This window comes from Vibrio hepatarius, assembly GCF_018860525.1.
GTDB classification, from domain to species: Bacteria; Pseudomonadota; Gammaproteobacteria; order Enterobacterales; family Vibrionaceae; genus Vibrio; species Vibrio hepatarius_B.
The window spans coordinates 197723-213220 of the sequence record NZ_JAHKPM010000008.1 but is presented as its reverse complement, the minus strand read 5'-3'; the positions used below and the strand labels follow the sequence as shown (position 1 = coordinate 213220).

The 15498-nt window shown below is 40.8% G+C and carries 15 protein-coding genes; 7 read left to right on the top strand and 8 right to left on the bottom strand.

Annotated features, from left to right (window positions below; all coding sequences use genetic code 11):
• Positions 1-198: 198 nt before the first annotated feature.
• Both KO511_RS02360 and KO511_RS02355 read left to right on the top strand, forming a co-directional pair.
• Positions 199-960, top strand: coding sequence for a hypothetical protein (locus tag KO511_RS02360; protein WP_215985885.1), 762 nt, complete (start codon positions 199-201; stop codon positions 958-960).
• A 336-nt stretch (positions 961-1296) separates the two neighbouring features.
• Positions 1297-2304 carry an LD-carboxypeptidase gene (locus tag KO511_RS02355; protein WP_354668143.1) on the top strand — a complete coding sequence of 336 codons (1008 nt, stop codon included), beginning with the start codon at positions 1297-1299 and terminating at the stop codon, positions 2302-2304.
• Between the two features lie 146 nt (positions 2305-2450).
• Here KO511_RS02355 and lafA read toward each other — a convergent pair whose 3' ends face one another.
• The 8 genes from lafA to KO511_RS02315 all read right to left on the bottom strand — a co-directional run bounded on the left by lafA (position 2451) and on the right by KO511_RS02315 (position 9735).
• Entirely contained in the window at positions 2451-3278 is an 828-nt protein-coding gene (gene lafA / locus KO511_RS02350) for a lateral flagellin LafA (RefSeq protein ID WP_215985884.1), read from the bottom strand.
• A gap of 200 nt (positions 3279-3478) precedes the next feature.
• Positions 3479-5569, bottom strand: coding sequence for a flagellar biosynthesis protein FlhA (gene flhA / locus KO511_RS02345; RefSeq protein WP_215985883.1), 2091 nt, complete (start codon positions 5567-5569; stop codon positions 3479-3481).
• A gap of 30 nt (positions 5570-5599) precedes the next feature.
• Positions 5600-6727 carry a flagellar biosynthesis protein FlhB gene (flhB, locus tag KO511_RS02340; protein ID WP_215985882.1) on the bottom strand — a complete coding sequence of 376 codons (1128 nt, stop codon included), beginning with the start codon at positions 6725-6727 and terminating at the stop codon, positions 5600-5602.
• Positions 6724-7500: a flagellar biosynthetic protein FliR gene (fliR, locus tag KO511_RS02335; RefSeq protein ID WP_215985881.1), complete on the bottom strand. Its 777-nt coding sequence runs from the start codon at positions 7498-7500 to the stop codon at positions 6724-6726. Before fliR ends, flhB begins: the two co-directional genes overlap by 4 nt.
• On the bottom strand, positions 7500-7769 hold the full coding sequence (fliQ, locus tag KO511_RS02330; protein ID WP_215985880.1) for a flagellar biosynthesis protein FliQ: 270 nt from the start codon (positions 7767-7769) through the stop codon (positions 7500-7502). The genes fliR and fliQ overlap by 1 nt, the downstream gene beginning before the upstream one ends.
• Positions 7770-7780: 11 nt before the next feature.
• Positions 7781-8539 (bottom strand): flagellar type III secretion system pore protein FliP, encoded by a 759-nt coding sequence (fliP, locus tag KO511_RS02325; RefSeq protein WP_215985879.1) that lies wholly within the window; start codon positions 8537-8539, stop codon positions 7781-7783.
• 12 nt (positions 8540-8551) lie between these two features.
• On the bottom strand, positions 8552-8920 hold the full coding sequence (gene fliN, locus KO511_RS02320) for a flagellar motor switch protein FliN (RefSeq protein ID WP_215985878.1): 369 nt from the start codon (positions 8918-8920) through the stop codon (positions 8552-8554).
• Complete coding sequence (locus KO511_RS02315) at positions 8917-9735, bottom strand: FliM/FliN family flagellar motor switch protein (protein WP_215985877.1); 819 nt, start codon at positions 9733-9735, stop codon at positions 8917-8919. Before KO511_RS02315 ends, fliN begins: the two co-directional genes overlap by 4 nt.
• A gap of 368 nt (positions 9736-10103) precedes the next feature.
• Here KO511_RS02315 and KO511_RS02310 point away from each other — a divergent pair, with 368 nt between their 5' ends.
• From KO511_RS02310 to KO511_RS02290, 5 genes are read left to right on the top strand one after another with little or no spacing between them, the layout of a single operon-like run.
• Complete coding sequence (locus KO511_RS02310; RefSeq protein ID WP_215985876.1) at positions 10104-11060, top strand: MotY family protein; 957 nt, start codon at positions 10104-10106, stop codon at positions 11058-11060.
• 2 nt (positions 11061-11062) lie between these two features.
• On the top strand, positions 11063-12394 hold the full coding sequence (locus KO511_RS02305; RefSeq protein ID WP_215985875.1) for a sigma-54-dependent transcriptional regulator: 1332 nt from the start codon (positions 11063-11065) through the stop codon (positions 12392-12394).
• Between the two features lie 13 nt (positions 12395-12407).
• Positions 12408-12764, top strand: coding sequence for a flagellar hook-basal body complex protein FliE (fliE, locus tag KO511_RS02300; RefSeq protein ID WP_215985874.1), 357 nt, complete (start codon positions 12408-12410; stop codon positions 12762-12764).
• A gap of 3 nt (positions 12765-12767) precedes the next feature.
• Entirely contained in the window at positions 12768-14516 is a 1749-nt protein-coding gene (gene fliF / locus KO511_RS02295; protein ID WP_215985873.1) for a flagellar basal-body MS-ring/collar protein FliF, read from the top strand.
• Positions 14479-15498 (top strand): flagellar motor switch protein FliG, encoded by a 1020-nt coding sequence (locus tag KO511_RS02290; protein WP_215985872.1) that lies wholly within the window; start codon positions 14479-14481, stop codon positions 15496-15498. The genes fliF and KO511_RS02290 overlap by 38 nt, the downstream gene beginning before the upstream one ends.

Genomic DNA, 15498 nt, shown 5'->3' with positions numbered 1-15498 from the left:
ATGCGAGGTATAACAAATAAAAGCGCAATAATGAATAGATATCTAATAAAATCGCTTTTGTTATTCAATTAATTTCTATTGATGATATCAGGTGTTTACCTGAGTTATTATTAGTCTACTCAGTGCTAAATTATAAATACTATTTAGTCGAAGGATAAGATATTTATCCAGTAATATCGAGTTTAAATGAGGATTTATATGAGTTTTTTCCTGTCTTTACATCCATTTAATAAGTCTTCTCAAGATGAAGCAGTACAACTTACCAGCTTTAAGGATCTTCAAATGGAGAATGTTCCTGCTGACATTTCGAATGAATATTGGATTAGCCGTGATGGGGATCAGGTTGTCAAATTGGCTTGTAAAAAAGCCTTTGAAGGTTTAGGTAAGTTACCTGATGTTGGGTTAGTAAAAAAAGCTCTCTATTTTGTCAATTCTTCGCAAGCTGAAAAATATAAACATCACTGCCAAGTAGAGGAATCAGAAACTAAAAAATCGGCTATTATACAACATTTAATGAGTTATGCTGCACGTAAGTGGGACTTGTATCTTGAGAGCCTTAACCCAGAGTTAGCACGTACATACACGACAAAGGAAAAGAGCGTTGTATTGAGTACAATTTCAAATTGGCTTGGTGTAAGTTCGGGTGCAGGAAAAAGTGCGCTTGAAAGCGCGACTATGGGAGTCTTAACCCCATATAATCTGGCTGATGTTACCATGATTTATAGATTTAAAAACTTGCGAACGGCTGTAAGAGATGACTTAACGAAAAAACAGTTTGAAGCTGTGCATTGTGAGTTAAATAATGTGGTTGATGAGTATAGTGTGAAGAAGAAAATTATGATCAATGATAAATTTCTTACAAGCAAATCTGTAGATTATATCTTTGATGGGGCAATGAAAAAAATTGATGCTCAGAGGTCAGCAGATAATATCAATACTATGAAAGCTCGTAGAAGTTAGTAAGCACTAAGAAGCAACTTTCTATCCCTCAAACATTGCCTTATATAACTAGGCTTTTCTATTGTAAATATCAGGTGTTTACCTGATTTATTGTTCATTATTGAAATGCTATTTTTGATAACCTCCTGCTGTATGAGTCTAATAAAAGTTAGAAATATCAAGGACTAATATAGTTTTTGTGTGCTATGAGCCCAGTTAGAGAGTTCTTATATTATTGAAAAGGATGAATGACTAATTAATTAAATAAAAAATAAAATTTTATTATAGTAAATAAATAATGTTAAAAATGATGATAAATTAAATCAGATATAAGATAAAAAGTGAAGAGGTTTTTAAGTGTATAGGTTAACTTTGATATTATTATTTTTTTTCGTTGGTTCATCGCCTTCTTTTTCTGCCGATTACAAAGAAGTAGCTTTAGTCTCAGTATCATCGAAATATAATGTTAAAAAAATAGGTAAAATTAGAGAGTCACTAATGGAGTGTGACTATAAAGTATCTACCAAATACTTAAATCAATTTGTATCAGATTTTGGTTATGTTGGTAGTGATAAATCGAGAGCAAAAAATTTAATCGATGCATTACTCGATGATGATATTGATGTTGTTTGGTTTGTTTTAGGGGGAGGAGGAGCAATGAATCTTCTTCCATATTTAGAGCAAGCGCATAGCCAGTTAGCAAAAGCAAAGCCCAAAATAATCGTTGGTTTTAGTGACGTTACCGCGATTCATAATTATTTGAATGAGAAATTGGGCTGGGATTCGGTTCACGGTGTTGTAGCAACGCTTAATGCCAATGTGTTAGATGCCCAGGAGAATGCTGCTGGTGATTCAAAACCTCGTATCAATGACTTGGAGCCTTTGCCAAACATTGATCGTATCTTCAGCGATGGCATTTATTATGATCAAATATTACCGATGAACCAAGCTGCAGAAATGTCTCCTGTTGAAGGCGTATTGATTGGTGGAAACCACACTCTTGTTGCGGCAACGATTGGTACTCGATTTTCTCCAGATTTTAACGGAAAAGTGTTGTTTTTAGAGGATGTTGGAGTGTCTTATCGCCAGCTTGATAGGTCTCTTCAGCAGTTACTATTTTTGAATGATTTTAACGTCAGCGCTATTGTGTTTGGTCAGTATTATCCTTTAGAGGCTGACGATGCCGACAGGCTTATATTTAAAACTGTGATTACTGAGTTCGCTAAAAAATTCAAAAAGCCCGTTTATTTTTATCCGGCGAGCGGCCATGGTAGAGAAAATCACCCTTTAATCTTGGGAGCAGGGGTTTCGTTACTGTGTAATGGGGGTAATGAATATTGCTCGCTAGAACAGAAAGTAAATTGATCGGATTCTAGAGATACTCTTTCTATCCACAATACAGAAAAAACCCTCAAGCTATGCTTGAGGGCAAATTTATCTGAGGCATTCAATTGGTATAAATAGAATGCCTACAGTTTACGGAGTTAATATTAGAAGGGTGTAGCTATTTATTAACGAAGTAGAGACATCGCCATACCAGGTAACTGATTAGTTTGAGAAAGAACAGTTGTTCCTGCTTGCATTAACATCTGATTCTTAGTCATGTTTGATGATTCAATCGCAAAGTCAGTGTCTGTGATACGGCCTTTCGCTGCTGCTGTGTTTTCAGATATATTAGCTAAGTTATTGATGGTATGATCAAGGCGGTTGATGTTTGCACCAAGTGATGAACGTACTTTGTTGATTTTATCAAATAGACCATCAACAACAGCGATTTGTGCGTTAGAATCGGCGTTTGATGCTAAGCCACCAGTCGTTGAAAAATCGACGTCACCTAGTGCAGCTGAGACATCTACAGTGAGTTTTTCAGTGCCAGATGCTCCGATTTGAAAATCAACTGCTGCGGCAAGTTTACCACCAGTAAGTAGTTTTTGACCTGCGCCATATGTGGTTTCACCCATGATTCGTACTGCTTCACTTTCAAGCTCTTGATACTCAGCATTGAGTGCATCTAGCTCAGTTGCCCCATTTGTGCCGTTCGCGCCTTGAGTTGCAAGATCTTTCATGCGGTAAGCAATATTAGTCAGTTCTTCAAGAGCACCGTCTGCTGTTTGCAACATAGAGATAGCATCTTGAGAGTTACGCATAGCGACTGACATGCCACGAGTTTGCGCTTCAAGTTTATTTGCGATAGTTAGGCCAGCTGCATCGTCAGATGCAGAGTTAATACGCATACCAGTACTTAGGCGTTCCATAGCCGTTGTTAGTAGGTCGTTTGTGCTGCTTAGTGTGTTTTGCGTAACAAGTGATGCGTAGTTAGTGTGCATTGATAAGGCCATCTTGGTCTCCTTGGTTGGTAACAATACTCAGATGTTGGCTTCAGGATTTCCCCTGGTCACTAACAAGAGGCGGACGCTATCTATCCAAAATTAATCAAAAAAGTTGATTTCTAATCATATCAGTGCTTTTTAGTGATCTTTCTCCCACTAACTGGTAGATGAAACCCAGTTAGTGATGAATTTAATTGTTCAAAAACCAATTACCCCAAGTTACCCACAATATTAATTTGTTTATTTTCTGGGATCTCATTGTATGACAATACGGCGAGTCCCTCTGAAAAAGTACGTGCGTATCTGGCAAGTAATGGGCGCAGTTGTGGCATGACGAGTAAAATAGGTGCTAGTCCTTGCTGTTTTAATTGCTGCTTAATCAGTGGCAAGTGTTGCTGGAACTGACTGAGAATATTGGGTTCAACGGGAAAACTATCTAAGCTTATACTGCCATTAGCTTGCGCTTGTTGTAGCGAAGTTATAAGCATTTGTTCCAATTCATCGGATAAGGCATAGACTTTAAGTTCGTTGTTAGAACCTGCTATAAGGCTGACTAAAGTTCGCCTTAAAGCACATCGAATGTCGGCAGAAAGTAGAATAGGGTCTTTGGTATTTTCTGATGATTCCAGCATTGTATTGGCAATAGTGCGAATATCTTGCAGCGGGACTTGGTCGAGCAGTAACTGACGAAATACCTTAAGCTGCTGAGCTGGGTTAAGTGCCGCACCTAAAGCTTCCGCTAATTTTGGTGCTTGTTGTGTGAGCCTTTGCATCATGGCATCTACATCATCGTGATTAAATAACTCCGCAAGATGGGTTTTGATGATTTTACTGATATGGGTTGCAATTACGGTTGCATCATCGACCACTTGATAGCCCATATTCAATGCTTTGGCTTTATCTGTATGCTCAATCCAAACAGCCGGTAAATGATAGGCTGGATCGCTACCAAGGATACCATCTACTTCACCATAGGTTTCACCCACGGCGATGGCCATTAAACGTTGGGGTTCAATAAAACCTTGCTCAATGACTTCACCATTTAGGGCTATGGTGTATTGATTCGGCTTTAGGCTCAGATTGTCGCGAATGCGTACTTCAGGTAACAAAAAACCGACTTGCTCTGAAAGGTTACGCCTAACTCCTCGAATTCTCTGAGTGAGTGGTGCGCCTTGCTCGGTATTGACTAGGTGAACTAGGCGATAGCCGAGCGCAAGCGAAAGAGTGTGTACGTGCGGGATATCTTCCCAGTTAAGTGGAGTGTCATCTTGCTGCATCGCATGAGTCATGACTTCCACTTGGTCAAGTGCGGGATCATGGTGCATTGTTTTGTTTTGCCGCCAGCCTGCAAAACCTAGTGCAGCAGCAAAACTAAAGAATGCCAAGTGTGGCATGCCAGGGACCATACCAATAATGAACATGACAGCGGAAGCTGTAAATAATGTAATAGGGGAGGCTAATAACTGTTTTTGCATTGTTTCTGACAATGCATTATCACTGTCGTTAATACGGGTCACTATAATTGCGGCCGCAGTTGCAAGCAGTAAAGAGGGGATCTGAGCGACTAAACCATCACCAATAGTGAGTAGAGCATAAGTCTTGAAGGCTTCTGAAGCGGGTAGACCATGCTCAAAAACACCAATGCTAATCCCACCTATTATGTTGATAAACAGGATCAATAAACCAGCAATCGCATCGCCGCGAACAAACTTCGATGCACCATCCATTGAACCGTGGAAATCAGCTTCATTGGCAACCTCACGTCGTCTCTGCCGCGCGGCTTGCTGATCAATAAGGCCTGCATTGAGATCGGCATCAATGGCCATTTGCTTACCCGGCAGAGCATCAAGGGTAAAACGTGCTGACACTTCTGAAATTCGTTCTCCACCTTTGGTAATAACCACAAAGTTAATGATCATTAAAATGACAAAAATGACCATACCGACGACATAATTGCCACCAATAACCACTTCACCAAAAGCTTGAATTACTTTACCAGCGGCATCACCTCCATTGTGACCTTCCAATAATACTACCCGTGTAGAGGCAACATTGAGCGTTAATCGTAGTAGAGTCGCGACCAATAATATGGTCGGGAAAATAGAAAAATCCAGTGGACGTTTGGCTGTTGTACTGACCAATAAAACCAAAATGGCGAGTACTATGTTAAATGTGAACAAAGCATCAAGTAGCAATGGTGGAAGAGGGAGGATAACCATTGCTAATATCATTAATAAGACCAGCGGTATACCGACATAGCCTTTGGTGGAGTTTTGTATCTGTGCTATCCGATTGAGCATGAGAAGGTGTCCTTGGTTAAAAACGGATGATCAATGTTGCAAGTGCTTTGGAATTGCTAAGTGAGGTAAAGGCATAGGCTTTTCTCCCTTGCCAGTTTTAAACGCTTTCAGTTGCAAGACGTAAGTGAGAATATGTGCAATAGCCACATAAAGCTGACTTGGTACGGCTTGTTCAATGGCGGTGGTGTAATAAATAGCGCGAGTTAATGGTGGAGCGTTGATTATTTCAACCTGATTATCACGTGCGACCCTTTGAATATGCATCGCGGTTTCATCGACGCCTTTAGCCACAATAAAAGGGGCATCCGATCGACTTAGGTCATATTTTATGGCAACGGCATAATGGGTAGGGTTGGTGATAACGACATCAGCCCTCGGTACCATTTTGTCAATTTGTCTACGAGCGAATTGCTGCTGTATCTGACGAATACGCTGTTTTACCTCTGGGCGCCCTTCATTATTTTTAAACTCTTCTTTGAGTTCCTGCTTCGTCATTTTTAGTTCTTTTCCATGCTCCCATTTTTGATAAGGAATATCGATCACCCCAAATATGAGTAGAGCCAGTCCCATAAGTAAAAGACCATCGAAGAGTATGTGCATGAGATTAATCACACCTTGTGTAAGAGGTAGCCTTTGCATGCCAAGTAAAGGTTGAAGGTGATTACTCAGGTAGGCATAAAGGACGGCAAAAATCACCAATACCTTTACTGTAGATTTCAGTAATTCGACTACAGAGCGACTTGAAAACATGCGTTTTATACCACTTATAGGATCGAGCTTACTAAGCTTTGGAAAGGCATTAGCAACTCGAAACATCCAGCCCCCTAGCACCATGGTACTGGAAAGAGTGACGATAATAATGACGATGAACAATGGAAGGAGCAAAGTAATGATCACGCCAAGGCTTTGTCCTAACTGTTCGATCATTTGCATTGGGTTTTCTAGGTCTTGTCTTGTTAAGGCCATATTGAATCGAAAGATACCAGCAATATTGTCCCAAATTAACGTTAATTGACTATGGAAATACACGGCTACTACGAGAAAAATCGCGGCGGTGGTAAATTCTTTCGCTCTAGGGACCTGGCCTTGCTCACGTGCTTTTTTTATTTTTTGTGGCGAGGCTTTTTCGGTTTTGTCTTGAGAAGATGACTCGCTCATCCGCCCCCCGTTATAAATAGGTTTAGAAAGCGTAAGGTATCGTTGACCAATATGGTGTAACGACTCGGAACGCCAGATATGGAAATTAAAACACTGAACAAGCCTAATAGCATGGTCATAGGAAAGCCCAGTGCGTAGACATTGAGAGAGGGTGCTGCTCGGTTCATAACTCCAAAACTAATATTGGCTAATAACATAGAAACAATGGCAGGAAGAGCAAGTGCGAGTGCAGAAGCAAACATCCAGCCAAAAAGAGAGATGATGCCCTTAAGTGAAGCCGACGTTAGCCCTGATCCTACAGGCCACACAACAAAACTTTGAATGAGTATGTCGATAACGACAAGATGTCCTTCAAGAGATAAAAATAGTAAAGTACTAAAAATTAGGAATATTCGCCCAAGGATAGCAACAGACATCCCATTGACAGGGTCGTTCATAATTGCCATACCTAGCCCCATCTGCATCGAAATTATTTGGCCAAGAGTAGTGAAAATACTAAATAGCAAGTGAAGTATCAGACCGAAAAATAGCCCCCAAATTGCTTGCTCGAATGCTAAAAATAGCGAGGTGAGTGAAAAAAGATCCACCACTGGCATAGCCGGCATCATGGGTGCAGTGATGACAACAATGGCCAGTGCTAACAGGCTGCGTACCCAAACAGGAATTAGGGCATCACCAAAAAACGGCATAGAGATAAAAACAGCTCCAATCCGAAAAAAAGGCCACCAAAGTTGGCCAATAATGCGAGATATGTCTGCAAAGGTGATATCCATTAGCCGATCATTCCTGGAATGTTGTGAAATAAATAATCGAATAAGTCCATGATTTTACGTAGCATCCAGTGGCCTGCGAATATGACCATCAGTAACGTGACTAAAAGGCGTGGTAAAAAGCTCAGTGTCTGCTCGTTTATTTGTGTGGCAGCCTGGAAAATGGCAATACCGAGGCCAACAATTAGGCCGGGGACAACCAATACAGCGACCATTGAGATAATCAACCATATTGCATTGGAAAACAGAGTAACGGTCATTTCGGGCGTCATTTTTCCTCCGGTTAACCAAAGCTGGCTGAAAGGGTACCAACAGTCATTGCCCATCCGTCTACTAATACAAAGACCATGAGTTTGAAGGGTAATGAAATGATAAGTGGTGACAACATCATCATTCCCATTGCCATCAACACACTTGCAACAACGAGGTCAATGATTAGAAAAGGAATAAATAGCATGAAACCAATTTGGAATGCCGTTTTGAGCTCACTTATTACAAAGGCTGGAAGAATAACTGCGAGTGATATGTCTTCTATGGCAGAGTTTAAAGGTTCATTAGCAATACGGAGCATTTGTTCTAATGAGTTCTGCTGTGTTTGGGCCAACATAAAGTGTCTTACAGGCTTTTCTGCTATTGAAAAAGCTTGAATTAAGGTGATTTCACCACGGTCATAAGGTTGGAAAGCATGTTGATAGATATCAGTCCAAACAGGCCGCATGATCAACAGAGAAAGTGCGAGTGCAATCCCAACTAATACTCGGTTTGGTGGGCTTTGCTGCAAGCCAAGTGCCTGACGAAGAATAGCCAAAACGACTATTATCCTAGTGAAGCTGGTGGCCATTAGAATAAATGCTGGTAGAAAGCTCAGTGCCGTCATTAACAGTAGAATTTGCAGTTTTACGCTGTATTCTTGCTGTGATGTTCCATCTGTGACAGAGAGGATAGTTAAACCTGACTCATTCGCTGTGCTAGGGAAGGCGATGAACAGGCTTAACCAGCCAATGCATGTTATCCACCTCACTAAGGAAGAAGATTTTTTCATGTTTTAAAGCCTTTACTGAGCTGCTGAAGTAAGGGCTGAATTGACGACGTCAATGAGTCTCAGACCGTATTTTTCGTTGACTACTACAACTTCAGCGTGTCCCATTAACGAACCATTCACTTTGACATCGAGAGGCTCCCCATTAAGTTTGTCTAGTTCGATCACGCTCCCTTCCCCAGCTTTCATCAAGTCACCAAGCGCGATATCTTTACTGGCGACTTCTAATGTGACCGTAACTGGAATGTTTTTGAAAAAATTCAAGTCACGCGCTGGAGTGGATGGGGTTGTTTCGACAATATCGTTTTGTGCTTCTTCGAGTTGAAAGTCATCGAAGTCTAATTCATCAGCGTTAAAAGCTGGGATATCATTTGACTCATTCATTGAAAAGATTCCTTATCATGGTTAAGAATTAATACAAGTTGGCCATCATTGTCTGCCACAGTGCCGTTGAATAAATGTTGCTGACCGATACTGGCAGGAGCAGAAGACAGCAACTCAACAGGTAATATATCGTTGGGTTGTAACGCCAGAAGTTCACTTAGAGGGATGTCTTTTTTGCAAAGTAAAACGTTGAGGTTGACGAGGGTGGACTCTAAAGATTGCTTGAAGGGTTGATACATAGATTCTTGGGGTTGAAGATCTAATTCTTGTGTTAAGGTCTTGACTAAACATTCATCTAGCTTAATGTGAATCATCCCTTGGTGATCGTCAAAATCGACCTGTATGGTGGCGTAAAGCCCTGTCCCTTGAGCTAGTTCAAAACCACAGCGGGTCCACATATCTGCAGGTGCCAGCCAACTGGCAATGATACCCCCAATTTTTTCTTGTAGCCGTAGGTCGCTATTGCTTATCTCACTACTGCTTCTGGCGACTTTTGCGGCATAAAAACTATCGGCAAGCCGAGTCAGTGTTGTACTGTCAATATAGGTGAATATTCGTCCCCCATCTTGGTGTTGAAAAGTACTTATTAATGATTTTTTCATTTCATTAGCAGTAAAGGTGTGAAGTGAAACTATATTTATTTTACTTGTTACATTATGGGACTTTAGCCAATTCTGAAGATCATAAGTTAACATGTTGCATGAATTTGATATTAAAATATCAAGCTTATCTCTAATAATGTGAATAGGCTTTCCTAGAGATTCAACACTTAGAGTTTGAAAAGCAGGAATAGATTTATTACTTAATATTTCCATTTATATTTTACCATGCTCTGACAAAGTTATTTTATAATTTTCTACCTCAATTCATGCCAGTCTACATAGATTTTTTTGTTGTAAATAAGTCTTGTTTATAAAATTTGTGACTTTACTCCATATGTTGATTTTAATTCCTTAACCATATCTTCTCATTAAAAATAAAAAAGGTTAGTTTGCAATACATGCAGATGGTGAATGCTTTGTTAGGCCACTTGATGCACACCTACTCATTGTATGAAATTGGTTTTAAAAGAATTTTATTGATTTGGTACATAATGGTCGCATTGATAGATTAATGGTTAAACCATTGAGGTTTTCAGGTTAAATCTTTCAGTGAATACCATCTAAGTATGAAGTGACTTTCAATGGATAACTATCTTAATAATTTAAAATGGCTCTTAAATAAAGTTATGAATATCAAAATTAAGAAAAAATATTTATTACTTATTATCTTCTATTTTTCATCAGCTATGGCTAAATTTGAATATGAAGTTCCAATGGATAAAGTAAATTGGATTTATAAAGGAAGCAGTCTAAAGTGCAGTTTGGTTTTTAATGACACTTCCTATGGGAAGTTTATCTTCCGCTCAGAAGAAATAGGAAAAATTAATTTTAAAATTAATTTGGTTAAAAATAATTCACACTTAGAGTATGGTCAACTATATAGCACTCCTGAGCCATGGAGTAACAATAATAAGTCTAAGGGGATAGGGCATCATGTGCCGATTACCAAAGACCACTTTACATTTCATACTGATATAAGCAGCCTGCTGGATAAAATAACACAAGGTAGTTGGATTAAACTTAGCTTAAGCGGAAATCAAACTTCCGAATTTCAATCTCTACTTCTACCGACCATTCGTATTCAACAGCCTCTTGCGCAATTTCGCCGTTGCCTGTCCTATCTTCCCCAAATGCCCTACTCGATAGCGAGAAACATTACATTCAATTTCGATCAGGGTGAGCGGACTTTAAACAAACTACACAAACAAACCTTGAAGGCTCTTTCCACCTATTTGCATGCTGATAAGAGCATCTCACGTATTCTCATCGATGGTTACAGCGATAATATTGGTTCTGATTTAAGTAACTTAGCACTCTCTAAGCTGAGAGCTGACGAGATAGCTAGCGGGCTTATAGGCAAAGGTATATCCAAGGAGAAGATACAAGTAAGGTCACATGGTTCACGCTATCCCACTGTCAGCAATGACACCATAGAAGGACAAGCGAAAAACCGTCGTGTAACCATTAGGTTAGTTAAAAGCGACGAAAAGATAGTCCCCCAACAAACTCAAAAAATTAACGATATGGAAGAGGCTTAAAAATGACAAAGACTAGTATTTTGTTAGTCGAGCCCAAGGATGAACTTGCCCACACCATCATTAAAGTACTTGAACAATCTGGATACAAAATAACACATGTCCGAACGGGTCGAAGTGCATTGCTTGAAACGAGTACCCCAATTACTTTAGTCAGTTCAGATTTGCCAGATATGTGTGTGCGAGAATTTGTTCATTGCCACAATAAAAAGGCAGAGACAGGCGTGGTTATTGCGATTGTTGAGCAAAACCAAGGTGTACTTGCTGCCGAAACCATGAAGGCAGGAGCGACCGATTATTTATTGAGACCGTTTGAAAGTCGTCAGCTAGTGAGTTTACTTCGCCGCGTTGAGGTCGTTGGTAAGCCGATAGCAAATCTTGTTGCTACTTCATGGCGAAGCAAACAAGTCCTTCAACTGGCCCATAGAGCCGCTTGCACAAAAGCCAGTGTTTTAATTACGGGAGAGTCTGGCACTGGGAAAGAAGTTCTTGCCCGATATGTACATCAGCACTCCCCTAGAGTGAGTGGACCTTTCATTGCAGTCAATTGTGCAGCTATTCCAGAATCTATGCTTGAGGCGGTATTATTCGGGCATGTGAAGGGGGCATTTACTGGAGCGACTCATTCTCAAAGCGGAAAATTTGAAGAAGCCGATCAAGGCACGATATTCCTCGATGAAATTGGAGAAATGTCACCTTCCGTACAAGCGAAATTGCTGCGAGTACTTCAAGAACGAGAAGTGGAGCGTGTTGGCAGCCATAAAGCAGTTCAACTGGATATTCGAGTGATTGCAGCAACCAATAAAGATTTGCGTAAAGAAGTCAAAAATGGTCATTTTCGTGAAGATCTTTATTACCGATTAGATGTTTTACCTCTGCACTGGCCACCACTGCGTGAACGTAGTGACGATATTTTGCCTATTAGCCAGTTTTTCATTTCCAAGTACCAAGACGGCAGCCAGTGTCATCTTTCCCATGATGCCACTGTAGCGCTTAGTCAATATCACTGGCCTGGGAATATCCGTGAATTAGAAAACGTGATACAGCGAGCCTTAGTTATGCGTCATGGCGATTACATAACTGCACTTGATCTGATGTTACCGGTTGAATTACTAAATTCTGATTATGATGCCGTTCCTTCTAAAAGTATGGGGCATGTCGAAATTAAGAAGCAGGCAGAGTACCAATATATTCTCGAAAAACTTCGTCACTATGGCGGTAACCGCACCAAAACGGCGAATGCACTCGGTGTTACTACGCGTGCATTACGTTACAAATTAGCAGCAATGCGTGAACAAGGTATTGATCTACAGTCAGCCCTTGGCTCGGCTGCGTAAAGGAGGAAAATTAATGGCAAGTAACTCTATCCACACTGCGGTAAGCGCAGAGCAGCTGATGTTATCTAAAATGGAAGCAATGCAATCTATTGTTCAGCCTGAACTTATTGTTTCGGCTAACCCTTTAGATGTACAAAACATCATACCATCCTTATCTTTTTCTGATGCAATGACGAATGTTTTTGATGCAGTAAATCAGTACCAATCATCTGCCAGTCAAAAAGTGACCGCTGTAGAAACAGGTCAGAGTGATGATCTAGTTGGCGCGATGATAGCGAGTCAGAAGGCCAGTCTGTCTTTCGATGCTTTGATGCAAGTACGCAACAAGGTGGTGACCTCATTTGAAGACATCATGAAGATGCCGGTGTAGCCCATGTCAGAATTAACCACACAAGTTGCTGGTGGCGCAGCGTTAAATGCCACGAGTTCTGGAATGTCGTCCCAGAGTGCATTACAAGACTTTACCGATAAACTCAAGCAGCTTTGGTCAAATAGCCAGAGAAATTTGGTCTTATCTGCGGTTTTAGCTGCAATTGTTGCAGCGATAATTGTGGTGGCTCTCTGGAGTTCGACTCAAAGCTATCGACCTCTATATAGCCAGCAAGAGAGGTTTGATACTGGTGAAATTATCTCGGTACTTGAATCTGAAGGAATTAATTACCGGTTGCAAGAACAAAATGGCCAAGTATTGGTGCCTGAAGGTGGAGTAGCAAGGATCAGAATGCTTCTAGCTGCAAAAGGCGTTAAAGCCAAATTGCCGACAGGGCTTGATTCGTTAAAAGAGGATAGCTCACTGGGCACCAGTCAATTTATGGAAACCGCGAGGTATCGTCATGGATTAGAAGGGGAATTAGTTCGCACGATTATCTCTTTAAATGCAGTAGCCAATGCTCGAGTTCATCTAGCAATACCTCGTCAAACCTTATTTGTTAGGCAAAATAGTGAAGCACCTTCTGCTTCTGTGATGTTGGAACTAAAACCAGGTGAAGATCTTAAGCCACAGCAGGTTGAGGCCATTATTAACTTAGTAGTCGGAAGTGTTACAGCCATGAAGCCAGAGCAAGTATCGGTGATTGATCAATATGGGCGCTTGCTAAGTGCTGATGTTGGTTCTGCCCAAGCGGGTAAAGTGAATGCCAAGTATTTAGAATATCAACGCAATGTCGAGAAACAAATTATTCAACGTGCTTCCGATATGTTGACACCTATCCTAGGGCCGAGCAATTTTCGAGTTCAGGTGGCAGCGGATATGGATTTTAGTCAGGTCGAAGAAACACAGGAAGTACTGGACAATACGCCTATTGTGCGTAAAGAACATACCATAACTAACAATTCTATTGATAATATTGCTTTAGGTGTACCCGGTACCTTGAGTAACCAGCCTCCAGTCACTGGTGAATCACCGACACATGATAGTCAAAACACAAACGCACGTTCAGAGGTTAATCGCCAGTATGCTGTAGGAAGTAGCGTCCGTCGCACGCAATATCAGCAAGGAAAAATAGATAAGCTAAGTGTTTCGGTTTTGCTCAATCAAGCTGTTGCACCAAACGGTCAAGCGTGGACTGATGAGGAGAAAACTCAGATCTCCACCATGGTCACTGATGCGATTGGTATCAGTGAAGCACGAGGCGATAGTCTCAGCTTAATGAGCTTTGGCTTTACACCATTGTCGATTGAAGCACCACCGAGCATCCCTTGGTGGCAAGATCCTACGGTTCAACAGCCGATGAGATACGTAATTGGCGGTATGTTAGGAATGGCGATGATTTTCTTTGTTCTGCGTCCTTTGATTCTTCATTTAACTGGATCTGATCTTAACTCAAAAGAGCTGGAATTTGTTGATCCTCAGCAAGATACAATATTTGATGACATACAAACACGAGAAGAAAGAGAAAGAGAAGAAGTGCTCAATCGAAAACTGTCAGAAAAAGGGATTTCCGTATCGTCTGGGCTTGATATGGGACACGATATGTTACCGCCGGCAGGTTCACCATTAGAAATTCAGCTCAAACATTTGCAGCTTATCGCTAATGAAGAACCTGAACGAGTCGCTGAAGTACTAAAACAATGGGTGAATGTAAATGAACACAGCAGAATTAAAGCAAAAGCCAATGCTTAGCCATGTCGAACAAACCGCTTTAGTACTTTTAGGAATGGGAGAAGATGCTGCCGCTAAGGTACTGCGTCACTTCTCTCGTGACGAAACTCAGCGAGTGACGAAAGCCATGGCTAAGTTAAATGGAATAAAAAGTAATAATGCTAATGGTGTTATTCAAAATTTCTTTGAAGATTTTCGTCAGCATAGTGGTATTAGAGGTGCGTCTAAAGAGTACCTATCTAAAACGTTACGAAAAGCTTTAGGGAACGATCTAGCGAAAGGATTACTCAATACGCTTTATGGGGATGAAATTAGTAACAACATGCAGCGATTGCAGTGGGTTGAGTCAGATGTCTTGGCAAGATTTATTGCTAAAGAGCACCCCCAGATGCAAGCTATTTTCCTGGCTTATTTGCCTGCAGAAAGCTCATCGGCTGTGCTAAAAAGTATGCCCGAAAACGATCATGATGAGTTGTTGTATCGGATTGCGCAAATGCAAGATATTGATCATCAAGTGGCGAGTGATCTTAACGATCTTATTGAACGCTGTATTGAGCAGGCATCTGTTAGCCAAAGTGCACCATTATCTGGGGTAAAACAAGTAGCCGACATTATTAACCGATTCGAAGGTGATCGAGGATCACTGATGGAAATGCTCAAACTACATGACGAAGAAGTAGTCAATGAAATTGAGAAAAATATGTTTGATTTCATGGTTTTGGGGCGTCAGCCAGAAGAAACTATGGACCGCTTGGTTCAACAAGTACCAATGGAATTATGGTCTTTAGCGCTTAAAGGAGCTGAGATTCAACTTCAACTTGCCATTAAAAGTGCCATGCCCCAGCGTATGGTTAAAGCACTGGAAGATGATATGGAGGTTAGAGGTGCTGTTCCATTAAGTCGTGTTGAACGCGCAAGGCAAGATATTATGCAGATGGTTCGTGAGCTTGATGAAGCTGATGAAATAGAGTTAGTCCTTTATGACGAACCTAGAGTGGAGTAG

Coding starts and splice junctions, on each gene's coding strand:
- KO511_RS02360 (WP_215985885.1), top strand. CDS start 199: ATGAGTTTTTTCCTGTCTTTACATCCATTTAATAAGTCTTCTCAAGAT.
- lafA (WP_215985884.1), bottom strand. CDS start 3,278: ATGGCCTTATCAATGCACACTAACTACGCATCACTTGTTACGCAAAAC.
- flhA (WP_215985883.1), bottom strand. CDS start 5,569: ATGCTCAATCGGATAGCACAGATACAAAACTCCACCAAAGGCTATGTC.
- flhB (WP_215985882.1), bottom strand. CDS start 6,727: ATGAGCGAGTCATCTTCTCAAGACAAAACCGAAAAAGCCTCGCCACAA.
- fliR (WP_215985881.1), bottom strand. CDS start 7,500: ATGGATATCACCTTTGCAGACATATCTCGCATTATTGGCCAACTTTGG.
- fliQ (WP_215985880.1), bottom strand. CDS start 7,769: ATGACGCCCGAAATGACCGTTACTCTGTTTTCCAATGCAATATGGTTG.
- fliP (WP_215985879.1), bottom strand. CDS start 8,539: ATGAAAAAATCTTCTTCCTTAGTGAGGTGGATAACATGCATTGGCTGG.
- fliN (WP_215985878.1), bottom strand. CDS start 8,920: ATGAATGAGTCAAATGATATCCCAGCTTTTAACGCTGATGAATTAGAC.
- KO511_RS02315 (WP_215985877.1), bottom strand. CDS start 9,735: ATGGAAATATTAAGTAATAAATCTATTCCTGCTTTTCAAACTCTAAGT.
- KO511_RS02310 (WP_215985876.1), top strand. CDS start 10,104: ATGGATAACTATCTTAATAATTTAAAATGGCTCTTAAATAAAGTTATG.
- KO511_RS02305 (WP_215985875.1), top strand. CDS start 11,063: ATGACAAAGACTAGTATTTTGTTAGTCGAGCCCAAGGATGAACTTGCC.
- fliE (WP_215985874.1), top strand. CDS start 12,408: ATGGCAAGTAACTCTATCCACACTGCGGTAAGCGCAGAGCAGCTGATG.
- fliF (WP_215985873.1), top strand. CDS start 12,768: ATGTCAGAATTAACCACACAAGTTGCTGGTGGCGCAGCGTTAAATGCC.
- KO511_RS02290 (WP_215985872.1), top strand. CDS start 14,479: ATGAACACAGCAGAATTAAAGCAAAAGCCAATGCTTAGCCATGTCGAA.